General features: G+C 51.4%; 24 protein-coding genes. 21 read left to right on the top strand and 3 right to left on the bottom strand.

Features of this window, described 5'->3' with window-relative positions:
- Positions 1–49: 49 nt before the first annotated feature.
- On the bottom strand, positions 50–595 hold the full coding sequence (locus tag ACOBQJ_RS11850; RefSeq protein ID WP_421071980.1) for a L,D-transpeptidase family protein: 546 nt from the start codon (positions 593–595) through the stop codon (positions 50–52).
- A 139-nt stretch (positions 596–734) separates the two neighbouring features.
- Between ACOBQJ_RS11850 and ispE the strand changes: the two genes are divergently transcribed.
- The 8 genes from ispE to ACOBQJ_RS11810 all read left to right on the top strand — a co-directional run bounded on the left by ispE (position 735) and on the right by ACOBQJ_RS11810 (position 8,965).
- Positions 735–1,598: a 4-(cytidine 5'-diphospho)-2-C-methyl-D-erythritol kinase gene (gene ispE / locus ACOBQJ_RS11845; protein WP_421071979.1), complete on the top strand. Its 864-nt coding sequence runs from the start codon at positions 735–737 to the stop codon at positions 1,596–1,598.
- A gap of 87 nt (positions 1,599–1,685) precedes the next feature.
- Positions 1,686–2,360, top strand: coding sequence for a GntR family transcriptional regulator (locus ACOBQJ_RS11840; protein ID WP_421071978.1), 675 nt, complete (start codon positions 1,686–1,688; stop codon positions 2,358–2,360).
- On the top strand, positions 2,360–3,163 hold the full coding sequence (locus tag ACOBQJ_RS11835; RefSeq protein ID WP_421071977.1) for a nucleotidyltransferase family protein: 804 nt from the start codon (positions 2,360–2,362) through the stop codon (positions 3,161–3,163). The genes ACOBQJ_RS11840 and ACOBQJ_RS11835 overlap by 1 nt, the downstream gene beginning before the upstream one ends.
- A 257-nt stretch (positions 3,164–3,420) precedes the next feature.
- Positions 3,421–4,509, top strand: a complete 1,089-nt coding sequence (locus ACOBQJ_RS11830; protein WP_421071976.1) for a hypothetical protein — start codon at positions 3,421–3,423, stop codon at positions 4,507–4,509.
- Between the two features lie 334 nt (positions 4,510–4,843).
- Positions 4,844–6,064, top strand: coding sequence for a threonine ammonia-lyase (gene ilvA, locus ACOBQJ_RS11825; RefSeq protein WP_421071975.1), 1,221 nt, complete (start codon positions 4,844–4,846; stop codon positions 6,062–6,064).
- A 105-nt stretch (positions 6,065–6,169) separates the two neighbouring features.
- Positions 6,170–6,430: a septation regulator SpoVG gene (gene spoVG / locus ACOBQJ_RS11820; RefSeq protein ID WP_421072101.1), complete on the top strand. Its 261-nt coding sequence runs from the start codon at positions 6,170–6,172 to the stop codon at positions 6,428–6,430.
- 159 nt (positions 6,431–6,589) lie between these two features.
- Entirely contained in the window at positions 6,590–7,963 is a 1,374-nt protein-coding gene (gene glmU / locus ACOBQJ_RS11815) for a bifunctional UDP-N-acetylglucosamine diphosphorylase/glucosamine-1-phosphate N-acetyltransferase GlmU (protein WP_421071974.1), read from the top strand.
- A gap of 57 nt (positions 7,964–8,020) precedes the next feature.
- A complete protein-coding gene (locus ACOBQJ_RS11810; RefSeq protein WP_421071973.1) occupies positions 8,021–8,965 on the top strand; it encodes a ribose-phosphate diphosphokinase in 945 nt (314 codons plus the stop codon).
- A 282-nt stretch (positions 8,966–9,247) separates the two neighbouring features.
- On the opposite strand, the gene ACOBQJ_RS11805 is transcribed toward ACOBQJ_RS11810, so the two are convergent.
- A complete protein-coding gene (locus ACOBQJ_RS11805) occupies positions 9,248–9,913 on the bottom strand; it encodes a cell wall hydrolase (protein WP_421071972.1) in 666 nt (221 codons plus the stop codon).
- A 228-nt stretch (positions 9,914–10,141) separates the two neighbouring features.
- On the bottom strand, positions 10,142–10,933 hold the full coding sequence (locus ACOBQJ_RS11800; protein ID WP_421071971.1) for a PRC-barrel domain-containing protein: 792 nt from the start codon (positions 10,931–10,933) through the stop codon (positions 10,142–10,144).
- Positions 10,934–11,045: 112 nt separating this feature from the next.
- Between ACOBQJ_RS11800 and ACOBQJ_RS11795 the strand changes: the two genes are divergently transcribed.
- The 13 genes from ACOBQJ_RS11795 to ACOBQJ_RS11735 all read left to right on the top strand — a co-directional run.
- Positions 11,046–11,684, top strand: a complete 639-nt coding sequence (locus tag ACOBQJ_RS11795) for a 50S ribosomal protein L25 (protein WP_421071970.1) — start codon at positions 11,046–11,048, stop codon at positions 11,682–11,684.
- Positions 11,685–12,013: 329 nt separating this feature from the next.
- Positions 12,014–12,580, top strand: a complete 567-nt coding sequence (gene pth, locus ACOBQJ_RS11790) for an aminoacyl-tRNA hydrolase (RefSeq protein WP_421071969.1) — start codon at positions 12,014–12,016, stop codon at positions 12,578–12,580.
- Between the two features lie 46 nt (positions 12,581–12,626).
- Positions 12,627–12,860, top strand: a complete 234-nt coding sequence (locus ACOBQJ_RS11785) for an anti-sigma-F factor Fin (protein ID WP_421071968.1) — start codon at positions 12,627–12,629, stop codon at positions 12,858–12,860.
- Between the two features lie 91 nt (positions 12,861–12,951).
- Positions 12,952–16,533: a transcription-repair coupling factor gene (gene mfd, locus ACOBQJ_RS11780; RefSeq protein ID WP_421071967.1), complete on the top strand. Its 3,582-nt coding sequence runs from the start codon at positions 12,952–12,954 to the stop codon at positions 16,531–16,533.
- A gap of 32 nt (positions 16,534–16,565) precedes the next feature.
- Positions 16,566–17,552: a peptidylprolyl isomerase gene (locus ACOBQJ_RS11775; RefSeq protein WP_421071966.1), complete on the top strand. Its 987-nt coding sequence runs from the start codon at positions 16,566–16,568 to the stop codon at positions 17,550–17,552.
- Positions 17,553–17,683: 131 nt separating this feature from the next.
- Positions 17,684–18,244, top strand: coding sequence for a stage V sporulation protein T (gene spoVT, locus ACOBQJ_RS11770; protein ID WP_421071965.1), 561 nt, complete (start codon positions 17,684–17,686; stop codon positions 18,242–18,244).
- A gap of 167 nt (positions 18,245–18,411) precedes the next feature.
- A complete protein-coding gene (gene mazG, locus ACOBQJ_RS11765; protein WP_421071964.1) occupies positions 18,412–20,037 on the top strand; it encodes a nucleoside triphosphate pyrophosphohydrolase in 1,626 nt (541 codons plus the stop codon).
- A gap of 85 nt (positions 20,038–20,122) precedes the next feature.
- Positions 20,123–20,398 carry an HU family DNA-binding protein gene (locus ACOBQJ_RS11760; RefSeq protein ID WP_421071963.1) on the top strand — a complete coding sequence of 92 codons (276 nt, stop codon included), beginning with the start codon at positions 20,123–20,125 and terminating at the stop codon, positions 20,396–20,398.
- Positions 20,399–20,467: 69 nt separating this feature from the next.
- Positions 20,468–20,722: an RNA-binding S4 domain-containing protein gene (locus tag ACOBQJ_RS11755; protein WP_421071962.1), complete on the top strand. Its 255-nt coding sequence runs from the start codon at positions 20,468–20,470 to the stop codon at positions 20,720–20,722.
- A gap of 48 nt (positions 20,723–20,770) precedes the next feature.
- Positions 20,771–21,715, top strand: a complete 945-nt coding sequence (locus ACOBQJ_RS11750) for a SpoIID/LytB domain-containing protein (RefSeq protein ID WP_421071961.1) — start codon at positions 20,771–20,773, stop codon at positions 21,713–21,715.
- 187 nt (positions 21,716–21,902) lie between these two features.
- Positions 21,903–25,388: a PAS domain S-box protein gene (locus ACOBQJ_RS11745; RefSeq protein ID WP_421071960.1), complete on the top strand. Its 3,486-nt coding sequence runs from the start codon at positions 21,903–21,905 to the stop codon at positions 25,386–25,388.
- Between the two features lie 21 nt (positions 25,389–25,409).
- Positions 25,410–26,063, top strand: a complete 654-nt coding sequence (locus tag ACOBQJ_RS11740) for a response regulator (protein ID WP_421071959.1) — start codon at positions 25,410–25,412, stop codon at positions 26,061–26,063.
- 121 nt (positions 26,064–26,184) lie between these two features.
- Positions 26,185–26,497, top strand: a 313-nt coding sequence (locus ACOBQJ_RS11735; RefSeq protein ID WP_421071958.1) for an Hpt domain-containing protein, incomplete at its 3' end; no start/stop codon positions are given.

Here is a 26,497-nt window from a genome sequence, read left to right as displayed (position 1 = left end):
CCAAATGATATTAGATTTTTGAAGCGGAACACGGCCCGGTTTCTACAGATTATGGGATTATTATTTGCTGTCCGGGGAAAATAACATCAGGGTTAGAGATTTTATTAACCTGGATAATGAGATCTAAAGATTTGCCGTATTTGCGGGCGATATCCCACAGGCTTTCACCGGACCGCACAGTGTGGATAACCCCTCCGCCTTGTGGGTTGCCGGGCGTATTAACCGGTTTTGTCCCGCCTGTTCCCAGTATGATTTCTACCGGTGTGCCGATTACAACGCGCGGGAACAGCTCCTCAACATCCTGGTTGTGCATCCTGATGCACCCGTTTGAAACATAGCCCCCGATAGAAGCAGGGTTGTTGGTGCCGTGGATGCCGTAGTTGCCGGTTGAGACAGACAGCCCCATCCACCTGGTGCCAAGCATGCCGCCCGGCTGCACAATCTTGCTTACTACTGAATACCTGCCGGTTGGTGTAGGTGTGGAAGGCTTGCCCACGCCCACCGGGTAGGCCTTTATCAGCCGGTTGCCCTCGTTATAGGAAAGGCGACGGTTCGCAAGATTTATAGAAATCTGGCTGCTTAAAGATCGCATCATAGGTAAGATTTGCCCCCTTTTCAATAGATTCTTATTAAATCATATGAGGCTGCCGGCATGTTAAGTAATTTTATTGTTATATAGAGGATTTTTTTGTCCTGGCAGCTAACTGATTTACTGAAAGAAAGGGATGTCTCTTATGGCGATTGCAGCTGCTGCCAGGGCCAAAATCAACCTGACCCTGGATGTCCTCGGGAAGAGACCGGACGGGTACCATGAAGTGGAAATGGTCATGCAGTCGATAGAACTGCATGACGACCTTGAGTTCACTCCGGCCGGCAGGGATATCACTCTTACAGTTGAAGGGGGTGATCTGCCGGCCGGGCCTGATAACCTTGTCTGCCGGGCGGCTGAACTTATACGCAGGCGCGGTAAAATCAGGGCCGGCGTAAATATCCGGCTGGTAAAAGCAATTCCGGTGGCGGCCGGCCTGGGCGGAGGATCAGCCGACGCCGCGGCGGCGCTTAAAGCGCTGAATGAATTATGGGAAATCGGTCTTTCTCTATCAGATCTGATGTCGCTCGGTGAGCAGTTGGGCTCAGACGTGCCCTTCTGCATTTTGGGCGGCAGCGCCCTGGCCCGGGGCAGGGGAGAACGGCTGGAGCAGCTTCCATCCTGCCCGCGCCTGGGCCTGGTCCTTATAAAACCGCGCTTCAGCGTTTCCACGGCCTCAGTCTACCGGGCTTATACGGCAGGCCCGGAGGTGAAACGCCCGGATAACCTGGCCATGGTCGGCGCTATTACAAACAGAGATATTAACGGTATAGCACATAACCTGGCCAACGCCCTTGAGTCGGTAACAATCAGGATGTACCCAGAAATCCGGCAGATAAAAGCAAAATTAACCAGTGCAGGCGCACTGGGAGTGCTTATGTCCGGCAGCGGCCCCACTGTTTTTGGACTGGCCGGGGACGTCGAATCGGCCAGTGACATTGCCGCCCGTTATAAAAGTGATGGTGAAGAAGTGTTTGTAACCGCTACTGTCGATGAACAAAAGGGTTGACACTTGCAGGAATGTTCGCGGGGAGTTAAAATAAAAATAGTTTTTTGTATGTGTTTTGGTATATATGGAGAGTAGGGGGGACAATGCATGGAACAACCAAGACTGGTTCCGATTAAGCTGGATAATTACAAACCCCTGAGGGAAATGGTTTTCGAATCCCTCCGGGAGGCGATTATCCTGGGCAGGCTTAAGCCCGGAGAACGCCTGATGGAAATCCAGCTGGCGGAAGAAATGGGGGTAAGCCGCACTCCTGTGCGGGAGGCTATTCGTAAGCTCGAACTGGAAGGTTTCGTGGTGATGGTTCCCCGCAAGGGAGCATATGTGGCCGGTGTTTCAGTTAAAGATATCGCGGATGTTTTTGAAGTGAGATCTGCTCTGGAAGGGCTGGCGGCGGGCCTGGCGGCGGAAAGGATTACCGAGGAAGAGATGGAGGACCTGGAGAAGGTCATCCTTCAAATCAGCGGCGAGGAAGATATTTTAACCGTTGTAAAAAAAGACAATGAATTTCACGAGTTAATTTACAGGGCGTCCCGCAACCACCGGCTGAAACAGATTATTACCCACCTGTCGGAACAGATCAGCCGTTTCAGGTTGACTTCCTTGTCCGTCCCCGGCCGGCTTAGAATTGCCGTATATGAGCATAAGAAGATAATTGAAGCCATATGCGACCGCAATGTGGACTTATCATGTAAACTGGCCAGTGAGCACATGGAAAACGCCGAACAAAACCTGTTAAATGCGATAAGAGAGGAAGAAGCTTAATGGTAGATGCCGTTGTCCTGGCCGGCAGCACCAACAACGGCCCTTTAAAAGAATGCAGTCCGGCCCGCCATGAAGCGTTGATACCGATAGGAAACAAAACAATGGTGGAGCACGTGGTGGATGCGCTGTTGAAAGCACGGAACGTCAACAGGGTTTTAATCATTGGCCCTGTTGACGAGCTTTCCGGATTGGCCTTTGACAGCAGGACATCAACGGCCGCATCATGCGGCGGTATCTTAGAGAATATCGAGGCCGGACTGGAAAAGCTGCCCGGAGAGAAAAGGATCCTGCTGGTGACATCGGACATTCCGCTGCTGACACCCCAGGCCGTTGATGATTTTCTTGGGCTCTGTGGCGATATGTCGGGAGACTTGTATTATCCCGTTATCGGGAAAGCTGTTGTGGAGAGCAAATTTCCCGGTACCACACGGACATATGTAAAATTAAAAGAAGGGACTTTTACCGGGGGGAACCTTTTCTTGCTCAATCCCGCCGTATTTAAGAAATGTGTTGAAAACGGCCGGGAGATTATTAACCTCCGCAAAAGCCCCATTGGTCTCTGCCGTTTGCTGGGCCTGAAATTTGTAGTAAAGTTCCTGATGCGCTCGCTTACCCTGAGAGAGGCTGAAGAAAAGGTCTCCCAGCTGCTGGGCGGGATTAAAGGAGTAGTAGTAATTTCTAAACACCCTGAAGTAGGTGTGGATGTGGACAAGCCGGGCGATTTTGAACTGGCGTTAAAGACCATAGGGGACATTCCTCGGCCTTGTAGGGCGGGTTTTAACCCGCCAAAGACGTCAGGCTGAAGCCGCACAATTCAGACGTTGGCCGTGAGAGGTCGGATGCCGGTATTTACTACATTCCTTCTTTGCTATTAAAAGCTGCCACCTGTAGGGTTGGATTTAGACGGCGATGTTGTGCGGTTTCAACCGCACCTGCGACAAACCTAACGGAGATAAACCGGAGGGTTTTTGTTTTTCCCGGCGTCCGACGACCGAATCTAAACCGGTTATAATTAACCGGTTTTATATTTTTGTGGCAAAGCGCAAACTCCCGGCATAGTGTGGTTAAAAAGCCAGGTGATTTCATGGCTGTTGAAGTAACCGAGGTCTTGACGCAGAGGACCATGCAGTTCTTTAACAATTTCCCCCGGAATATTTACGGGAATTATTACAGGGCACCCTCTTTTCCGGTACTTGAAAGGTCAAGCCCGCACTTTGACAGGTTGTTTTCCAGGGTGGAAGCCCAGCCGTTTCTGGCTCTCAGGAAAGGGCAGGTGGTGGGAAGGATAGCCGCCTGTGTCAACCATAGCGTTCCAGATGCAGGTTCCGGCTATTTTGGCTATTTCGAGACGGTAAATGACACCGCTGTGGCCGGGGCGCTCATAAAAGCAGCGGCCAGGTGGCTGGCAGACCGCGGCAGGTCCCGGATGACAGGCCCGGTGGATTTAACCCCGCACGAACGCCTGGGGCTCCTTGCCAGTGGCTTCAGCGGCTATCACCATCCCGGCATGCCTTACAACCCTCCATATTATTCCTCCCTTTTAGCCCGGAGCGGCCTGGAGACTGATGTAACCCTTTTCGGTTACCATTACGACCTGCGCCAACCGCCGCCGGAGAGATTGGTCCGGGTTGCGGCCCGGGCAGTACGGAACGGGAGATTAGTATTAAGGCCTGTAAATTTTAATGACCCGGATGGTGAAGGGGAGATCTTTTCCCGCATCCACAACGGTTCAATGCATGAAATATGGGGCTATGCAGCATTGTCCCCGGAGGAAGGAAGCGCTATCTGGCAGAAACTGAGGGGACATTACGACCCGTCATTAATCCTGGTGGCCGAACTTGACGGTATGCCGGCTGCCCTTTGCCTGGTGTTTTGCCCGGTCCAACAAAAATTTTTTTCGGGTCCGGCCGGCGGTTTAAACGCCCGCCTGGCCGTTCTTTCAGTACTCCCGCGGTACCGGCTGAAAGGGCTGGAAGCGGCTTTGATCATTGAGTCCGCCAGGCGTGCCCGCGCCAGGGGAGTTGCCACTTTGGAGCTATCCCTGGTGGCTGAAAACAATACCATGATGAACAGGATTATACTAAGCCTGCCGGGTGTTACCAGGAGCAGGGCATATAATGTATATAAACAGGCTGTTGACAGTGTTTAACGGTAACAAAACAGAGGAACGGGTCACACCAAATTAGATATGAGAGTTGAGACGTGCGACGTGAGAATTGTAGGTGCGGCATCAGCCGTTCAGCGGAATGGGGACACCCCTTTCTCACAGGCATTCCTGCATGCGAGGAATGTCCCCGATTGGATTGGCGGGTTAAAACCCGACCTACAGGCGTGCAAGGGGACGGTCTCGTGACACGTATTTCAGCAGGCTCTCCCAACGTATGGCTGTAGTGAAGCGGACACGACACCTCCTTAGAATAAAAAAACCGGGGGGGTCCAATACTATTTCTGGCAGATCGAGGAATGCAAGGGAAGGGTTTATCATGGCAGAGGCGGCACTGACCATTGAGAAAATAGAAGTAGCCAGAAAGCGCCTGGACGGGGTTGCTTATCACACCCCGCTGGACTATTCCACCAGCTTCAGCGAGATGAGCGGCAGCGCTGTTTACCTGAAGTTGGAAAATATGCAGAAAACGGGCTCCTTTAAAATACGCGGGGCTTATAACAAAGTGATGAGCCTTGGCGATAAAGAGCGCTCGCGCGGTGTGATCGCGGCCTCCGCCGGAAACCATGCCCAGGGCGTGGCCTATGCCGCCGCCAGGGCCGGGCTGCCCTGCACCATTGTGATGCCGTCCGGCGCCCCTATCTCCAAGATTATGGCGACCCAGGGATACGGCGCGCGGGTAGTACTGGCTGAAGGCGGTTATGACGAGGCTTACACCCGTGCTGTTGAGCTGCAGGAAAAAAGCGGGGCCACCTTTGTGCACAGCTTTAACGACCCGGATGTGATAGCGGGCCAGGGCACCATAGCCATGGAACTGCTGGATGATATTCAGGATTTAGGGGCGGTTATAATCCCGGTTGGAGGAGGGGGGCTGATCGCGGGGGTATCCTATGCCCTGAAGCATTTCAAGCCGGGTATACGCGTCATTGGCGTACAGGCCGGCGGCGCCCCGGCCATGTACCTTTCTTTAAAAGAGCAAAAGTTGGTGGAGTGCGAAAGCACCTGCACGTTTGCCGACGGCATTGCGATTAGAAAACCGGGCGCTTTGACCTTTTCGATTATACGTGACTGTGTGGATGAAATCGTCACTGTTGACGATGAAGAGATTGCCGGCGCCATCCTGATGCTCCTGGAAAGGTCCAAGATAGTGGCTGAAGGGGCGGGAGCCGCCGGCCTGGCGGCGCTGCTATACCGGAAAACCCACCTGGCGGGCGTCAAGACGGTCGTCCTCTTGAGCGGGGGTAATATAGACGTCAACATCCTGTCCATCATCATTGAACGCGGTCTGGCCAAAACGGGGCGCTATGTGCGCATCCGCGCCCTGGTGACTGATCAGCCGGGCAACCTGAGCAGGCTGCTGGCCCTGGCGGCGGCCGCCCGCGCCAACGTTATTTCTGTTTCGCATGACCGGATCAGGCCAACTATCCCTTTGAAACAGGCTGAAGTAGAGCTGGTTTTGGAGACCAGGAACAGGGAACATATTGATGAAATAATGTCACTGCTGACACGCAATAACTATACCCCGGTAATAATTTCATAATTAAGGAAAAATTTTCTTAAATTATTGGAAATAAGAAGGAAATTGGCAACATATGCAGAACATAACAGCAATAGGGGTAAACAGCGTGGAAGGTGGTGAGTTTTCATTCAAGTCACTGATGTGCGGGTAAGGAAGGTATTAAGTGAGGGAAAGATGAAAGCTATAGTTTCAGTAACCTTTGATGATGCCTTTGTTATCCATGATGTTAAAGTGGTAGAGGGGCAGAACGGTTTGTTTGTGGCAATGCCAAGCAGAAAAACCCCGGATGGAGAGTTCCGCGACATAGCGCACCCGATCACATCTTCAGCCCGGGAAGTAATCCAAAGCGCTGTATTAAATGCATATGAAGAAGCCAATAACTTTTAATGGATCACTGTGGGAGAGCCGCGAGCTCTCTTTTTGTTTCAAAAAGGTTTGTTTCAAAAATTAAAGGGTTTGATAATTTTTTGTTGAATAGACTTATAACATCGGGTATAATGTTATAGTTTTTATAGAAAATTATGTTTGTATAAAGGAGGTCGCCGGATGGATCTGGCGACGGTCATTCTTGCCGCCGGTAAAGGCACAAGGATGAAATCGAAATTGCCAAAAGTCCTGCACAATGTCTGCGGCAGCACGATGCTTTCATATGTAATAGATTCCGCCGTGGGCGCAGGAGTCAAAAAAATAATAGTTGTTGTTGGGTACGGCGCTGATGTGGTTGCCCGCGAAGTTGGAGTCAGGGCACAGGTTGCTCACCAGGCAGAACAGTTGGGAACGGCTCACGCATTGATGCAGGCCGGTCCTTTTTTGAGTGATTTCAAAGGCCGGCTGCTTGTGCTGTGCGGCGACACACCGCTTATCGAATCCAGGACCCTTCTGGATCTTATCCGGAGCCACCGTTCATCCGGAGCGGCGGCTACGGTCCTGACCGCGATTATGGAGGACCCGGCCGGGTACGGCAGGGTCGTCAGGGATAACCAGGGCGGAGTTGTAAAAATTGTAGAACAAAAGGACGCCTCACCTGAAGAAAAGCAGATCAACGAGGTTAACACGGGTGTTTACTGTTTTGAATCTGAAGGCCTTTTTGAAGACCTGAGCACTCTTTCACCCAACAACGCCCAGGGAGAGTATTACCTTACCGATATTATAGAGATGAACGTCAGGCGCGGCAGGCGGGTAGGCGCGGTAACACTGGAAAACCCAATGGAGCTGACGGGCATAAACGACCGTGCGCAGCTGGCTGAAGTGGAACGCTTCATGCGCGGGCGGATTTTAAAAGATTTAATGATCTCCGGCGTGACTGTGATCGACCCGCATTCCACTTTCGTTGACAGAAAGGTGAAGATAGGGCGGGATACGGTAATCCATCCGTTTACTTTTATTGAAGGCAGCACGGTTATAGGAGAGGACTGTAACATTGGCCCCGGTTCGCGCCTGATAAACGCTGTCGTGGGCAATGGTGTTTCCATTCAAAATTCTATTGTTACCGACAGCAGCATGGAAGACGGCTGTTCCATCGGCCCTTTTTCACACCTGCGTCCCGGCAACACCCTGGGACGGGAGGTAAAAGTAGGCAATTATTCCGAGCTTAAAAAGTCAGTTGTCGGTGACGGCAGCAAAGTGCCCCATTTAAGCTATGTCGGCGACGCTACCATCGGCAAAAACGTAAACATCGGGGCCGGTACGATTACTTGCAATTACGACGGCCGCAATAAATGGCCGACCATGATTGATGACGGCGTGCTGATCGGGAGCAATACCAACCTGGTAGCGCCTGTGAAAATAGGCGCCAGATCGGTTACCGGCGCCGGGTCCACGATAACCAGGGACGTACCGGAGGGGTCTTTGGCTGTGGAAAGGGCAAAAGTGAAAGTCATACCTGACTGGGATAAGAGGGACAAGAAAAAAAAGGATTAATATGATGTTGAATGGGCTTTGTATACTACCCTGCAGAAGATTTGGAGGTCGGCTTAGATGTCATCGCGCAACAGGCTAAGGATTTTTTCGGGCAATTCCAACCCTGAACTGGCTGAAGAGATAGCAAGATACCTCGGGGTGTCGGTAGGAGCGGCAAAAGTTACCCATTTTAGCGACGGAGAGATCCAGGTTACCATTAACGAAAGTGTCAGGGGGGCTGATGTCTATATCGTGCAGCCCACATGCACACCTATTAATGAACACATCATGGAACTCCTGATCATGGTCGACGCCTTGCGGCGCGCCTCAGCCAGGCGTATTACCGCGGTTATGCCGTACTACGGTTACGCCCGCCAGGACCGCAAAACCAGGGCGAGAGATCCCATTACCGCCAAGCTGGTCGCCAACCTGGTTACCGCCGCCGGCGCGAGAAGAGTCCTCTGCATGGACCTCCATGCCGGACAGATACAGGGATTTTTTGATATCCCGGTAGACCACCTGCCCGGTGTCCCTATCCTCGCCGAGTATATCCTGCAGAGCAAGCTCAAGGACGTTGTGGTAGTATCACCCGACCTGGGTGGGGTTACCAGGGCCAGGGACCTGGCCGAGCGGATTGGGGCGACTATAGCGATTATTGACAAGCGCCGCCCGGAGCCAAACGTGGCTGAAGTGGCCGGCCTTATAGGCGGCATATACGGCAAGACTGTCGTGATTGTCGATGACATAATCGACACCGCGGGGACCATCACCAAGGGAGCTGTGGCGCTGAAGAGCTGGGGCGCCAAGGAAATTTACGTGTGCTGCACCCACGCCGTGCTGTCCGGCCCTGCCATCCAGCGGCTGGAGGAAGCCCCGATCAAAGAAGTGATCATGACCAACACCATCCCGGTCCCAAAAGACAAGATGATTGATAAAATAAAGGTGCTTTCCGTGGCGCCGCTCCTGGGCGAAGCCATTATCCGCATCCACGAGGACCTCTCCGTGAGCAAGCTGTTCGATTAAGTCTTAAAACAATTTTCACATGATTTACAGGATTATCAGGATTTACAGGATTTAAAACCATGGAAAGACTCTGCGTAAAATCTAACGGGCACAAAATTGTGCCCGTTAGATTTTTAAATTGGGGACATTCCTCGCGTGCAGGAATGCCTGTGAGAAAGGGGTGTCCCCATTCCTCTGTCATAGTATGTTTGCTAAGCCTTGTAGGGCGGGTTTTAACCCGCCAATAATGTGCGGCTGAAGCCGCACCTACAATTCACACTTCTCACGTCCCACGTCCCACATTTACGCGCTGGTGGCGAAGACGTGGTTACCGATCCTGTTTACCACCGGGAGGGTCTTGATCCACTGGTCCCCGGCGATGTCGGGATTGTAGAAAAACAATGCCCCGCCGGTGGGATCATCGCCCGCAAGCGCCCGCAGGGCGGCCTGCACGGCCTGTTCGTCCGGCTCCATGTTGATAGAACCGTCGGCTACCGGCGAAAACTGGTAGACCCTGTTGTTTTTCTCGAAAATCACCTTTGTCAGCGTCTTGGGGAAGTGCGGGCTGGCCAGCCTGTTCAATGTGACGGCGCCGACCGCGACCTGGCCCAAAAAGCTTTCGCCGCGGGCTTCCGCGTAAATCAGCCTGGCCAGGAGCATTACTTCCTCCTGCGATATGCCGCCCCGCAGGCTGCCGCCTGTTAATAAGGCCTCCTGTTGGGGCAGGGTAAGCACGTCACCCGGCCTGATCAGGCTGCCGGTCAGGTTATTGACCCTCATCAGCTCAGGCAGCTTTACCCGGTGCGTTATGGCGATATCATATAAAGTATCGCCTTTTTGCACTGTGTAGGTCAAAACATCAGAAGCGCCGGAGCCTATTAACAGGCCGCCGGAAATCTGCGCGCATGCGGCAACCGGCGCTAATGCGCAGGCGGCAGCCAGTGCTATCGCAAATATTCTGGTGAGCACTTTATTAACACATTTAATCATTACTCCTTTCTGGATAAGGGCGTGCAAAATTTTTAAGTTGCATCATTCCCTAACTAAATTATGTACAAATTATTCATAATTAATTCCTGCCGCATGGTTTAAAGGCATATGTTTAATAAATAAAAAAAGCCTGAAAAGGCAGTCCTTTCAGGCGCTCGCGGATGTAATCAGTATTTCATAATAATATGATTTAAGTCAATTATTGTGCTAACTCAAAGGTGGTGCGGGAGGTTTTAACTGGCCCGCCTCTTTGGTATCCCCGCGGGCATCGCCGGGGTATTCTTCGGGCTTGCCGTTTGTTGTGTCTTTGCTGCTTTCTTCATCTTTTTCTGCAAAGAGATCTTTTTCATCTTCTTCGATTTTTTTAATTTCTTTTTTTACTTTTTCAATTGATTTATTAACACTGCTGCCAAATTCCCTGGTTTTTTGCCTGGTGCTTTCCCATATGTGGCCGGTGGTCTCCCGCACATTTTTAATAGTTTCCTGCAGCCCGCCGTCAAGTTTAAAAACATTATCGACGGCTTCGTTGATAACCACGATCACTTCTTTGCCCACGGTCCTCACGTAGGATATGTCAAGAAAGGCGCGGCCTTTAATCACGTTGTTAATGATGCTGCCCGAAAATTCAAGCCCGGTAATATTTCCGGTGTCCACCTCAACGTAATATTCGTCTATGAAACCCAGCACATTTCCGTTTTCAGCCACTATTTTGGCCCCGATGATCTTAACTTTGTCTTTTAAAAGTTTGACTATATCGGGAAGGCCGGCGGCTTTTTGCACTCCGCTGGTCTTTTCGATAGTGATGGCGTCATCACCCACACTGTGGACTTTATGATAAGGGATGAATCTTTGTTCCTTAAACCAGCCTTTTTGTTCAATTACCAGCGCGGCAATTCTTTTACCGGCGGGATCCACTACAAGTTCCTTAACACTGCCGATCTGCAGGCCTTCCTCCAGGCTGAACACAGGCATGGAAGCAAACCGTTTGCTTTTCCGCATCTTCTTGCCCCCCTTAAATCCAAAAGTATCTTAGCTAATTCATATTCCCGGAGCGGAATGTTTATGACAAATAAAGGGAATAATAAACAGCAAAAGGGGGCCTTATAAAAAGATGGAAGCTGAATTAGACGGCAGGGTAAGGATGGACAGAAGCAGCGCCAGCAAACATAAATTAAGAGAGAACGGGATGATCCCGGCTGTTGTTTATGGAAAAAACGCCGGCAGTATTTCAATTGCGGTTGACGCCAGGATGCTGAAGAAAATCCTGGAGGAAGCAGGTTCCAACGCGCTGATAAACATGAAAATCAAAGAAAACGGCAAGACAAAGAAGTACAAGGTACTGGTCAAAGCGGTCCAATATGAACCGGTGCGCCGTGACCTGATCCACGCGGACTTTCACCAGATTTCACTTAAGGACAAGGTGCATGCCACCGTCCCTGTGCACCTGGCCGGGACCGCGCCCGGCGCTGCCGCCGGCGGTATCTTGACGACCCTGATGCGGCGGATCGAGGTGGAATGCCTCGCCACTCAAATTCCGGAGTTCATAGAAATAGACGTTTCCAGTCTGGATATCGGCGATGTCGTTACAGTATCCGACCTGGTCCTGCCGCCTGAAATAAAAATATTGGAGGACCAGCACGCGCCGATAGTTTCTGTGACAGCCGCCGACAGGGCCGAGCCCGAAGCGGCCGACGCCGCCAAAGAGGAGAAGGCGGAGGCTGCCGCGGATACGGGCGAACCCGCGGAATAGACGAAATAAAGGTAAACAATTTGACAGGATTACAGGATTAAATTTAAAACAATTATCACATGATTTTCAAGATTATCAGGATTTACAGGATTTAAAATAATATTTCATAAAGTAAAAGACAGGGCAGAATTTACAGAGTGTCAACAAATATATTTTCTTTAACTTAAATATTTTAAAAATCTTGTTAATCTTATAAATCCTGTTAATCCTGTGGAATTATATTAATTGTCTCATATCTCACGTCTCACGTCCCACGTCCAAAATGGCCCTTCCATCCGCTGCCGCACTGGGGTAAAATAGGTGGGGAACGTACCGGGAGGTGCCATTTCATGAAACTGATTGCAGGCCTGGGCAACCCGGGCAGGGAATACGCCGCTACCAGGCACAACATCGGCTTTATGGTCATTGACCGCCTGGCCCGCAGGCTGGGATTGGCAGTGGAGAAAAAAAAGTTCAAAGCACTGTTTGGTCAGGGGCAAATAAGCTCGGAAAAAGTGCTCCTGGCAAAGCCCCAGACATATATGAACCTCTCCGGGGAAGCTGTCGCGGCGCTCCTGCGCTGGCACAAGCTTGGGCCCGCGGACCTGCTGGTCGTTTATGACGATATGGACCTGCCCCCCGGTAAACTGCGGATCCGGGCGGAAGGCGGCTCCGGCGGGCACAAGGGGATGGATTCTATTATCAGGGCCCTGGGGACTGAGGGCTTTCCCAGGCTCAGGATCGGGGTGGGCAAGCCGGAGGTCCCTGGCTTTGACGGCGCTGATTTTGTTTTGAGCCGCCTGACCGGTGAAGACGCCAAAACATTTGAGGAATCAGCGGATACGGCGGCTGAAGCAATACACTGTATTGTCAGTGAAGGGTTAGAAAAGGCCATGAATGAGTATAATAGAAAATAGGCCTTGCTAAAAGGCGCTTTTTATCCATAAAACGGGAGGCCGGACTTTGAAACTGCTTTATATATGCGAGTGCTGTGACGAAGTAGTTGATAGTTTAGAACTTCCGGAGCGGCTTCCTGACGGCATGTCTGCCAGATTGACTGAAGCAGGGGCGATGGATATAATTAGTATGGACGGCAGCGCGAAAAGCATTGTGCTGACGACCCTTTGCGATGACTGCCGGGAAATGATGTACGGCGGCTCGGATATTAGCTTTTTCAACGGGCCGGCGCTGCATTGACATAACATAAGAGTGTAAAAAATACTGAGCTTTAGCCTTGTGCTGTTAAAGCTCTTTTTGTGATGGAGAAAACTTCCCCGGAGGTTGCCATATGCGCGGTATATTAAAGCCGCTCAGCCTTGCGCAGGAATACATCAGTTTAGAGCAGGGACTGGCTAAAAATTTTAAACAGCAGCTGGTTTACGGCCTTTCCGGCTCCCAGCTGAGCTACCTTTTTGCCGGCCTGGCCGAAGCGGCCGCCCCCGGCCCGGTTTTAATAATTACGCCTGGTGAGAGGGAGGCAAACGTCCTGGCCGATGAGCTGGCAGTATATCTGCCCGGCCTGGCCGTACGTATTTTCCCGGTCTGGCAGCTTCCTCCCTACCATGTCCTCGCCCACAGTAAAGAGGTCGCCGCCCAGAGGCTGCAGGTGCTGGAAAGTTTGGCCAGGGGGGAGCGGACAGTGATCATAGCGCCGGCGGAGGCGCTTTTACGGCGGCTGATCCCGCCGGGGGATTTCAGCGCGGCGGTTTTAAAGCTGGCCACCGGCGACCGGGTTGAACTGCCGGAACTGCTGCGCAGCCTGCACATAATGGGGTACGAGAGGGTTGAACTGGTCGAGGAGCGGGGCCAGTTTGGCCTGCGCGGCGGCATTCTGGACATTTACCCCATGACCGCCCACCGCCCTGTCCGCCTGGAGTTTTTTGACGACGAGGTGGATTCTATCCGGCGTTTCAGCGCGACTACTCAAAGATCAGAAGAAAACATGCGGGAGCTCACACTATTCCCGGCCAGAGAGCTGGTGGTGAAGGATCCCCTCCGGGAAGGCGCGCGTCGGGCTCTTAGAAAAGAATATGATCAACAGGCCGCTAAACTTAGAAAGCTGGGCGATCCCAGGCCGGAAAGGCAGCTCAGTGAAATATTCCACGAGGCAGCAGAAGGCTTTGATGGATATTTCAACGGTATAGAACATTACCTCCCTTACTTTTACAATGAAATAGTAACCGTAATAGACTATTTGCCGGAGCATTCCCCGGTGTTTATAAGCGAACCTGCCAGGGTCATGGACTTGATCGGCGCCGTGCGGAGGGAACGGGCCGAAACTTACAAAGACCTGCTGGGGCAGGGGAGAATACTCCCCTCCCAGTTCCTTGATTATGCCGGGTGGGACCATGTAAGCAAGTCCCTGGAGGGCCGGCGGGCTGTTTACTCCTCGCTGCTTCCCCGCCAGCCGGGATTTATCAAGCCCCGGAATATTGTTAATTTCCCAGGTAAAGCAATGCAGAATTTCCTGGGTAATATTGAGATGCTGTCGGAGGAAATCCTCCGCTGGCGCAGGGCGGGATACGCCGTCGTCCTTTTGATATCGGGCGGCCAGCGGCCGCAGCAGCTTATTTCAGCGCTGAGGGACAATAAAATAGACGCGTTTTATACGGCTTCCCTGGAAGGGCACGTGAGAAGCGGGAACGTGGTGATAGCGCCTGGCAGCCTGGCGGGAGGGTTCGAGTTGCCCGGCTGCAGGCTTGTCGTAGTGACGGAAAACGATATTTACGGCCAGCGCAGGAAGGCCCGGAAGGAATGGAAGCGCACCGACCGCCTGGCCCCCTTCGTCGATATAAAAGTCGGCGACTATGTCGTCCATGTAAACCACGGGATCGGGCGCTACCTTGGCGTGGTGCCCCTGACCATCGAAGGCATCCAAAAGGAATACCTTCTCTTAAAGTACAGCGGGGAAGATAAACTGTACGTGCCGGTCGACCAGGTCGGCTTAATCCAGAAATACCTGGGCGGCGAAGGTGAGCCGCCCAGGCTGTCCCGGTTGGGCGGCGCTGAGTGGGCCAGGGCCAAGGGGAAGGTTAAAGACGCTGTCCGGGAAATGGCCAATGAACTGCTGGCCCTGTATGCCGCCCGGGAGACCTTGATCGGGTATTCATTCGGCAAAGACACGGTCTGGCAGAAGCAGTTCGAGGAGGCTTTTCCCTTTGAGGAAACCCCGGACCAGCTGCGCGCCATAGAAGAAATCAAATCCGATATGGAGCGGGCAAAGCCTATGGACCGCCTGCTCTGCGGCGACGTCGGGTATGGGAAAACCGAGGTGGCGCTGCGGGCGGCCTTCAAGGCGGTTAATGACGGAAAGCAGGTGGCTATGCTGGCCCCCACAACCATCCTGGCGCAGCAGCATTACACCACGTCCCTGGATAGAATGGCCAGTTTTCCGGTTAAGGTCGAGGTGTTAAGCCGTTTCCGCACTCCCCGTGAGCAGCGGCGGGTGCTGCAGGGACTGGCCAGGGGAACCGTCGACGTGGTAATAGGGACCCACCGCCTGCTCCAGGACGACGTGCGTTTTAAAGAGCTGGGCCTTTTAATTATCGATGAAGAGCAGCGCTTCGGCGTAGCTCACAAGGAGCAGCTGAAAATGCTGCGCAAAGGAGTGGACGTCCTTACCCTTTCCGCCACTCCGATCCCCCGCACGCTGCACATGTCGCTGGTGGGCATCAGGGATACCAGCATCCTCGAAACGCCGCCGGAAGACCGCTACCCGGTACAGACCTTTGTCCTGGAAGAGGACCCGGTCTTAATCCGGGAGGCCATCCACCGGGAAATGAGCCGGCAGGGCCAGGTGTTTTTTGTCTACAACAGGGTGGCTGAGCTGGACCGGGTGGCCGCCTGGCTGCAGGACCTGGTTCCCGAGGCCAGGATCGTCATGGCCCACGGCCAGATGAAAGAAGAAGAACTTGAACAGGCAATGCTCGACTTTATGAACAGGGAGTACGACGTGCTGGTCTGCACCACTATCATTGAAAACGGGCTGGACCTGCCCAACGTCAATACTCTGATTGTAAAAGAATCAGGCATGATGGGGCTGGCGCAGCTTTACCAGCTCAGGGGCAGGGTCGGCCGCTCCAACCGCCTGGCCCACGCCTACTTCACATTCCGCAAGGACAGGATACTGGGCGAGTCCGCTGAAAAAAGGCTGTCGGCGATCCGGGAGTTTACCGAGCTGGGTTCCGGTTTTAAGATAGCCATGCGCGACCTGGAAATCCGCGGCGCCGGGAACATCCTTGGCGCTGAACAGCACGGCCACATCGCGGCTGTCGGTTTTGACCTGTACAGCCGGATGCTGGAAGAGGCTGTCCGGGAGGCAAAAGGAGAAGATCCTCCAAAAGTTGTGGAAACCACTATCGAGCTTCCGGTGGAAGCTTATATTCCGGGTAAGTATATTTCCGACACCAACCAGAAAGTTGAGATATATAAACGCCTGGCAGGCCTTACTTCGCCTGCGGACCTGCCGGAACTGGGAGATGAACTGGTTGACCGCTTCGGGGACCCGCCCGAACCGGTGTTGAATTTACTGGCGGTGGCCGGGGTGAGAATACTGGCCTCAAGCCTGGGGATAAAGACAATAAGCCTGCTGCCGGGGCAGTTCCGCCTGCTTTTCGGCGCGGGGCATCCCCTCACCGGGGAGGCTCTGGTAGCAGTAGGTAGACATTATCAGAACAAAGTAAAATTTATAAATGCCGGGGATGAATTTGAAATCAAATTTCGTTTTGCCGGAGACCGCGGCGACAGCAAGTTCCTGCTCAGCCAATTAGAAAGTTTTCTGGTCAAACTGGGCGATACCGGGGGCGCAGCCGCTTCAGGCAGTGCTGACAAAAACCGGGAGGTTGCCACAGGCAGCCAAGTTAATTTATAATGGTTCTATGTTTATTTAAAGGAGATGAATTTGTGAAAATTAAAAAATGCTTGGCAGCCCTCGTTTTGCTGGCCCTGGCCGCCCTCGTTTTTGCCGGCTGCGGCAAGGATATTGCAGCTACGGTAAACGGCGAGAAAATTACCATGGACGAGCTGACCCTGCAGGTTAACGAGTTGAAAGAAATGTATGAACAACAGGGTTTGGATTTTAGTGGTGACAACGGACAGGCCCTGGTTGACTCACTGCAAAAAGATACTTTGGAGTCGATGATAGAGACGAAGATCATGCTGCAGGAAGCCAAAAAACTGGGAAAACTGGAGCCGCAGGCTATTCAGGAAAAACTCGCGCCGCTGAAGGGGCAGTTCCCGTCGGAGGACGATTTCAAAAAATTTTTGGAACAGGTAAAATTAAGTGAAGAAGAGGTGGCCTACATTTTATTTTTACAAGATGAGGTCACCAAAGATGTCGCCGCTCCTACAGAAGAGGATTTAAGAAAATATTATGATGAGAATACAGACCAGTTCAGCCAGCCGGAACAGCTTGAGGTCAGGCACATATTATTTTTCGTGGACGACGGGACGAAAGGCCTGCCCGCGCAGCACAGTGACGAGGAGGCCAGGCAATTGGCCGACGACGTTATTGCCCAGTTAGACGAGGGCAGTGATTTTGCCGAGCTGGCCAAGGAAAAATCTGAGGACACCAGCACCAAGGCCGAGGGTGGGCTTTATACCGCCACCGAGTCCAGCACAGTGACAGAATTCTACACAGCCGCGGCTGCCCTTTCAGAGGGGGAATACACCGCGGAACCGGTTAAAACAGATTACGGCTACCATATAATAAGGCTTGAAAAAGTAATTCCGGCCCAGCAGCAGCCTTTCGAAGAGGTCAGGGAAGCCTTGATGGAACAGCTTACCGACCAGGCCAAGCAGGAAAAATTTAACCAAAAAATACAGGAAGCAAAGGACAAGGCTGTAGTAGTGAATAAGCTCGAAGAAAAACAAGGAAAAGAAGAGCAATAGTAAGAAACAAAGAGAAAGCTGAAAACTTTTTCAATACGATTGGAAAAAAATGAATAACTGTTTCCCTCCGGATATATACTATCATTAGAAATGTTTTGTGAAATCAGCCAAAAGGAGGGAAGAGTAAATTAATGAAAGCCACGGGCATAGTCCGCCGTATTGACGATCTCGGCAGGGTTGTTATCCCCAAAGAAATAAGAAGGACGCTCAGAATTCGTGAAGGTGATCCCCTCGAGATTTTTGTGGACAGGGAAGGTGAAGTAATCCTAAAAAAGTATTCGCCCATCGGTGAGCTGGGAGATTTCGCTAAAGAATACGCCGATTCATTATATGAGGCCTTGGGTCATATCGCATGTATAGCCGACCGGGACAACATCATCGCTGTTTCCGGCGCTCCAAAAAAAGAGTTCTTGAATAAACCGGTAGGAAATGCCGTAGAAAAAGTTATGGAAGAACGTAAGGCCGTAATTATCAATAACCCGGGGGAAGACGCGTCCTGCAAGGAGTGCCTTCTCATCGAAGACGGTGAATGTAAATTTTCTTCTGAGGTTATCGCTCCGATTATAGCAGAGGGAGATCCGATCGGGGCAGTTATACTGGCATCAAAAGAACCTGATACCAAAATGGGCGAAATGGAGCTCAAGCTGGCCGAGACCGCAGCGGGTTTTCTGGCCAAACAAATGGAACAATAACTGCAAGTGGCCTCTAGCGGGCCACTTTTTTATATATACGGCGTCATGCCTGCTGTATAAATACCGCGCCGCCGGGAAATTGTCTGTATTACAGGACATATCTTCATTATTGTGATAACATGTAACATATCCCAGATTTAGCTGCAAACATTGAAAGGAGATGCGGTATGCCCTCTCAGCCCAAGATAACTGTCGCCGGCCTGGGGCCCGGTGCGCCCGGCGGCATTACCCTGGGGACATGGGAGTCCCTGAAATCATCCCCCCGCGTTTTGCTCCGCACCGGCATACACCCGGTAGTGGATTGGCTCCGGCAGGAAGGGGTCGCCTTTTCTACTTTTGATTATATTTACGAGGCAGAATCCGACTTTCAGAGGGTCTACGCCAGGATTGCGGAAGAGGTGCTTTCAGAGGCGCGAACGGGGGAGGTATTATATGCCGTACCCGGACACCCCCTGGTGGCGGAGGAGTCAGTGCGCCTTGTAATCGAAATGGCGGAATCGGCGGGCATAAATATTGAAATTCTGCCTGCGTTGAGTTTCCTGGACTCTCTTTTTCTGTCGCTCAGGATTGATCCGGGCCCGGGGCTGCAGTTGGTTGACGGCCTCAGGCTTGATCAAAAGCCGCCCCTGCCCGGCCGGCCCGCTGTTATAACCCAGGTCTACAGCCGGCTGGTAGCCTCCGATATAAAAATTTCGCTGCTTGACATTTATCCGCCGGAACACCGGGTTACGATAGTAAGAGGGGCCGGTATTCCCGGTGAGGAAAGGGTGGAGACCATATCGCTTTTTGAGCTGGACAGGCTGGCCTGGGTGGACCACCTCACCAGCCTTTATGTGCCGGAATTAACCGGTGGGAACTCTGCCGCCGGGCTTGACGGAAGCATTGACAACTCCAAAGAAACAGGGGCGCCGGTAGTAATACAGGTATATGAAAATGAAGGCGCTGATCCGGCTGCGGAGAGCGTCTCTGATGAAAGAACCGGGGCAGGAAGAGACAGTTCAGACCAGCCCTGCAGCTTTCCCCTGGACCCGCTGGTCGATATCCTGGCGCGGCTGCGCGGAGAGGGAGGCTGCCCCTGGGACAGGGAGCAGGACCAGCGCAGCCTGAGGCCCTACCTGATTGAGGAGACATATGAAGTTTTAGAAGCCATAAGCGAGGGCGACAGGTATAAAATATGTGAAGAATTGGGAGACTTATTACTACAAATTGTATTTCACGCCCAAATTGCCGCTGAAAACCAAAATTTTGACATGAATGATGTTGTAGCCGGAATATCTGAAAAAATGATCCGGCGCCACCCCCATGTTTTTGGCAGCGTTAACGTGAAGGACAGCAGCGAAGTCCTCTTGAACTGGGAAAAGATAAAAACGGAAGAAAGGGCGGGGAACAAGCCTGAAAGTTTGTTGTCAGGAGTGCCGCAATGTTTCCCGGCGCTTATGAGAGCGGCCAAGCTGCAGGAAAAAGCCGCCGGCGTCGGCTTTGACTGGCCGGATTTCCGGGGAGCCCTGGAAAAGGCCCGTGAGGAGATGAGTGAGCTTGAAGCTGTAATTAAAACGGGGGATCAGGTTAGAATAGAAGATGAATTGGGAGACCTGCTGTTCTCCGTGGTCAACCTGGCCAGGCTGCTGGGTGTTGAACCGGAGACAGCCTTAACCGGAACTTCCGTGAAATTTACCAGGCGCTTTAACCATGTCGAAAAGATGGCCGGGCTTTCCGGCAGGAAATTATCATCTTTCAGCCTGTCTGAGCTGGACAAGTGGTGGGAAGATGCAAAAAAACTAGAAAAAATATAGGAAACATTTTCTTGCAGGAAGGATCTGCAAGAATTTTCGCGAATAGTAAGGGATTAATATTTCTATTTATTAAAGGAGGGGTCGTATGAACAAGGCAGAATTGATTTCCAGTGTTGCCGAAAAAACTGAGTTAACCAAAAAAGATTCTGAAAAAGCTGTGAATGCTATTTTAGAAGCTATTGGCGCTGCTTTAGGGAAGGGCGACAAAGTCCAGCTAGTGGGCTTCGGCACTTTTGAAATCAGAGAGAGGGCAGCCCGCAAGGGTAGAAATCCGCAAACAGGTCAAGAGATCAATATCGCCGCTGCCAAGGTTCCTGTCTTCAAGGCCGGGAAATCACTCAGAGAAGCGGTGGTTAAATAATATTGCTGCCTGATCAGACTGTATAAGTCTGATTTTTTTTCAAGGCTTTAAAGGACGGTGGCGGCTGGTTTGCGGCTTGATAAATTTCTGAAGGTATCACGTGTGATCAAAAGGCGTACCCTGGCTAAGGAAATTTGTGACCGCGGTCAGGTTGAGGTAAACGGAAGGACCGCGAAGGCTGGTACCGAAATTAAACCCGGTGATATGGTGAGGATTAATTTTGGGGGTAGAAAAATCGTTTTTGAAATCGCCGCAGTCAGGGAAAATGTGCCTGCCAAGCTAGCCGCCGAACTGTATAAGATGATTGAAGACAATGCTACATAATTAACACCCCTCCTGCCAAAACTAAAAGAAAAGGCAGGAGGGGTTTTTGTGTTACGGCAAACGCGTGTACTGATAATTTTATTTTGTCTGGCCACACTTTTATATACCGCGGGCTGCAGTAAAAAACCGGCGCCAAAGATCGAGCCCCCGGCAAAAGATGAGCCGACAATTTCTCTGTATGACAACAAGACCGGCCAGAAGAAAAATATTAAAATTGAAGAATATGTGCAGGGAGTTGTCGCCGCGGAAATGGATACCAAATGGCCGGTCAACGCACTGGCCGCTCAGGCTATTGTGGCCCGTACCTTTACCATGGAAAACATAGAGTCAGGCAGGGTGAAGCAGCTACATGGCGCCGACGTTTCAACAAGTGTAGAAGAATCACAGGCCTACGACCCGACAAAAATCAATGATAACGTCCGCCAGGCGGTGGAATCGACCAGGGGCGAGGTTGTAACTTACGGCGACAAATATATCCGCGCCTGGTTTTCCGCCTGTGACGGCGGCATCTCGGCAACCGCGGAAGAGGGTCTGGCATTCACCAAGGAACCCACCCCTTATTTAAGAGCGGGAGCGCAGGACGGCTGTCTTTCGATAACCGAACCGAAGAACAAAGCCTGGGAGGCCAGAGTACCGGTAAGTCAGGTCAGGTCGGCCGTGCAGGGAAAAGCCGGCAAAGATCCCGGTTCGCTCACTTCAGCGGCTATTGAAAAAAAGGGACCCTCGGGAAGGGCTGAACAAATTAAACTGGGCAGCGCCACAGTAGGGGGGCCGTCCCTGAGGCTGGCCCTGGGCAGCGAAAAGGTGCGGTCAATGCTGCTGTCTGATGTCAGGGTGGAAGGCGGTCAGCTGGTCTTGACCGGCAAAGGCTTCGGCCACGGGGTGGGCATGTGCCAGTGGGGCGCCAGGCTCATGGCGGAACAGGGCAAATCTCCGGAAGATATCATAAACTTCTATTTTAAAGATATTGCTATCAAAAGAGAGTGGAAGTGATAAAAAGGACATCTTTTAAGCGGCCTCCCTGGCGGGGGGCCGCTGTTCTTATAAAAGATTATCCTGTAAATCCTGTCAATGTGTTTTAAACTAAAATATTTATACAAACAAGAGGAATCTTTTCCAAAAATGTCGAAACTTCCTTATAAAATGGAATTTAATCTATTCATTGACCGAGGAGCCTGGTATGCCCTACAAGAAGTTTTTTGACCAGAGCCCGGATGCAGTATTGATTTTTCGGGGCAGCGACGGAAGCATTATTGACGCCAATGATGCTGCTGTGGCTGCTTTCGCCTGCCAACGCGGAGAGCTGTTAAAGAAGAACTTTTACAACCTGCATATTTCTGAAGATATGTTGTCAGTTATCTCCGGGATGGAGGCTTCCCACTCCCGTGTCATTGAAACAACCCACAGGCGCGCTGGAACCGCTGAAATTCCTGTTATTGTAAAACTGAGCTGCGCGGTTGTAAATGATGAGAAAATTTTCTTTTGCACAGCCAGGCAAAGGAAAGGCAACATCCAGCTGCAGAAGGAAATCGAGGAGCGCAAGCTGGCGGAAGAGGCGCTGCGCTCTGAAAAACATAAGTTTGAAAGTCTGCTGGAAAAAGCCCCTTTCGGCATGGTGTTGTTTGATGAAAATTTCTCGTTCAAATATGTTAATCCAAAATTTAAAGAACTGTTCGGTTATGATCCATATGAAGTCCTGAATGAAAGAAGATGGCTTAAGAAGGCGTTTCCCGGCCCTGCAAACAGGCATATTGCAATAAAAGACTGGTTTAACGATATAAAGGCACTTGTGACCGGGGAAAGCAGGCCAAGAATTTATACGGTAACGAGCAAAGACGGAATTCAAAAGACAGTCCGTTTCGTAGGCGTAAAACTGGAAAGCGGCGAGCACCTGATAACATGTGAAGATATCACGGTGCGCAGGTGGGTGGAAACCGAGCTGCACAAACAGGCGCTTTTCCTGCAGCGGCTGATTGACAACATTCCCAGCCCCATTTATTACAAGGACGTCAACGGTGTCTACCAGGGCTGCAACAAAGCTTATGAAGCGCTCCTGGGCAGAAATAAAAATGACATAGTGGGAAAGTCGATTTATGACCTGACTCCCTTAGACCTGGCTGACGGATGCCATAAAATGGACGAAGCGCTCTTCAGAGAACAGGGTGTACAAATATATGAATCCTCCGTGCTGTATGCCGACGGAGTCAGGCACAGCGCCATCATCAACAAGGCCGCTTATTTTAACACTGACGGTACGCTGGCCGGGGTGGTTGGAGTTATCAGCGATATTGAAGAGCGTAAAAAGGCCGAAGAAGAATTACGGCAGTCCGAGGCACTGCTGAGGTCCATTGTTGAAAGCCCGCAAAACATCATAACGTTTTCTCTTGATAAGAACTACCGCTATATATTCTTTAATAAAGCCCACCATAGCACAATGAAAAACATCTGGGGGGCTGACATCCAGCAGGGCAAAAGCATGCTCAATTATATCACTTACCCGGAAGACAGGGAAAAAGCGGCTGTAAATTTCAACCGGGCCCTGTCCGGGGAGCACTTCAGTGTAATCGAGGAATATGGCGACGAAAATTTGAACCGCAGGTACTGGGAGGATATTTACAGCCCAATCGTTACGGATAACGGAGTAATAATTGGGGTGACTGTTTATTGCAGCGATATCACCGATCGCCTGCAGGCGGAAGACAAACTGCTCGCCACAAACCAGCAACTCCTTGATATTATTGATTTCCTGCCGGACGCCACCTTTGCCGTCAACCGGGACGGCAGGGTGATTGCCTGGAACCGGGCCATAGAAGATATGACGGGTGTTTGCAAGGAGGACATACTGGGCCGCGGGGATTATGCTTACTCTCAACCTTTTTACGGCCTGCGCAGGCCGATCCTGATAGATTTAATCCTTTTAGAAAACAGCAATGCTGAGACAGATTATAAAAACACAGAACGAAAAGAAAATACTATCTGCGCCGAGGCTTATACCCCGTGCGTATACCAGGGAAAAGGCGCGATAATGTGGGGCAAGGCTTCACCGCTCTATAACAGTGAGGGAAATATTATCGGCGCGATTGAATCCATTCGCGACATCACAGATCGCAAAACAGCCGAGGAAAAGCTGCAGGCCGCCAACCAGCAGCTCCTGGACATAATTGATTTTCTGCCTGACGCCACCTTTGTCATCGACCGGGAGGGCAGGGTAATCGCCTGGAACCATGTGATCGAGGAATTAACAGGCGTGAAAAAAGAAGATATCCTGGGCCAGGGCGATTACAGCTACGCGGTACCGTTTCACGGGGAGCCCAGGCCAATTTTTATCGACCTCATTTTTGCGGACGAAGACATGATCAAAAACCATTATGACTATGTCAGGAAGGAAGGCAACACCTTTTTCGGTGAGACTTACGCCCAGACTGCTTACAGGGGAAAGGGCGCGTACCTGTGGGTAAAAGCCTCGCCGCTGTTTGATAAAGGCGGGGAAATTGTCGGGGCTATCCAATCCATACGTGATATTACCGGCCTGAAGCACCTTGAGGAAAGGTTCAGAGCAACCGGCAGGGAACTTCAGCTGGCTTTGGAAAAACTGGGTGAGCGCGAGCTGATAGACCGTATTATTGAGACCAGCCCGGCTGGCATTTTAGTTGTAAATAATGATTTAAAAATTACGTTTGCCAATGCCAGGGCAGAGCAGCTGCTGTGTTTAAAGTTAAAGAACAAAAACAGAAGCGCCTATAAAATGCCAAAGTGGTTTTATACAGACTACCAGGGCATCCCTGTCCCGGATGAGGAACTGGTCTACAAACAGGTCATATCCACCGGCCGGCAGGTGCTTGACGCCGCCCATGCAATCCAGTGGCCGGACGGGAAAAGGACGCTGCTCTCAATTAACGGGGCGCCTCTGTACGACCGGTCAGGCAGGATTGAGGGAGCGGTTTTAAGTATTGAGGACGTTACTCTGCGCAGTGAAGCGGAGGAGAGAATAAACAGCTATCAAAAACAGCTCAGGTCGCTTGCCGCCAAGCTGGCCCTGGTTGAGGAGCGGGAAAGGAGACGTATAGCGGAAGGTATCCACGACCATATCGGACAGTCTTTGGCCGTTGCCAGGCTGAAACTGGGAGCGTTAAAAAAGGCTGCACCAACGGAATCAGTTTTAAGTACCCTTGATGATATTAACGCCCTTATTGAGGAAGCTATTAAAAATACGAGGTCGCTGACCTTTGAGCTGAGCCCCCCGATCCTATATGACCTTGGTTTCGGGGCCGCGGTGGAGTGGCTTGGCGAACAGCTGCTGGAGAAGAACGGTGTCGGTTTTAACCTGGTTAACCGGTTGAAACCCAAATCCCTGGGCGAGGAGCTAAGGATCATTCTTTTCACGATAGTGAGGGAGCTGTTCTTTAACATTGTAAAACACGCCGGTGCGAAAAAGGTAAATATATTGGTCCAAAAGCTGGGTGATAACATACAGGTGGAAGTCGTGGATGACGGGGCCGGTTTCGATACCGCATTAATAGGACCTGGGTATCGCAAAAACGAAGGGTTCGGGCTTTTTAGCATTCACGAACGGCTGGAGCACCTTGGCGGGCGCCTGGAAATAATATCGAAGCCGGGGCATGGCACCTGTGTTACAGTTGAGGCGCCGCTGGCAAATAGAGATTAGCTTAATGGGGGGTATGGTACTTTGGGTATTAGAATCATCCTGGCCGATGACCACAAAATATTTTGTGAAGGCCTCCGTTTCATGCTGGAAGATCAGCCTGGTATTGAGGTGATTGCCACCGCGCCTGACGGCTATACAGCCGCGAAGATGACCAGAGAGCTTTCGCCTGATGTCGTCATCATTGATATCGGTATGCCCAACTTGAACGGCATAGAAGCCACCCGCAGGATTAACGCGGAAAATCAGGACGTTAAGATTATTGCTCTGTCGATGCATTCAGATAAAAGGTTCGTCGCGGAAATGTTTAAGGCCGGCGCTTCGGGTTATTTATTAAAAGACAGCGATTTTGACGAGCTGATCATCGCCATAAATACCGTCATGGAAGATAACCCGTATATCAGCCCCGCAGTTGCGAAAATGGTAATCAAGGACTACGTGAAGAGCCTGCGGGAAGACAACACCTCGGTCTTTGACATCTTAACCGCCAGGGAACGGGAAGTACTGCAAATTCTGGCGGAAGGGAAAAACACCCACCAAATTGCCGCCGCCCTGTATGTCAGTGAAAAGACTGTGGAGGCCCACCGCAGGCAGATCATGAACAAGCTGGGCATAAACAGCGTGGCCGGGCTGATCAAGTATGCCATTCGCGAAGGCCTGACCACAGTGGAAAAGTAAACCTGTAACAATTTAAGGGATTGGAAAGGTCAAAATCAGGAAAACCCCAATAACCTTGAAAATCGTGGTTACGATTATTTAAGGGAACAGGGGTATTTTTTTCTTTAAACAGAGGTGTATTATGAGCAATGACAATATGGACGAAAGCATGGTAATGCTGAGGTATTTTATCATGGACAGCCGGGAGATGCTGGACGACGTAGAGCCGCAGATAATAGCCATGGAAGAAAAAGCGCTGACCGTGGGAGAAATAGACGAGGCCATCCTAAACGCCATCTTCAGGCTGTTCCACTCGCTCAAAGGCTCCGCGTCATTCCTAGACCTGCAGACCATCATCAGCGTGACCCACGAAGCAGAGACCCTGCTTGACATATTCAGGAGCGGGCAGGCCGTAATAAAACCGGCCCACGTGGACCTTTTAATCAGGACCACCG

The organism is Pelotomaculum propionicicum (assembly GCF_048984525.1).
Classification (GTDB): Bacteria; Bacillota; Desulfotomaculia; order Desulfotomaculales; family Pelotomaculaceae; genus Syntrophopropionicum; species Syntrophopropionicum propionicicum_A.
The sequence above is the reverse complement of the archived record's forward strand: the minus strand, read 5'-3'. Positions and strand labels throughout refer to the sequence as shown.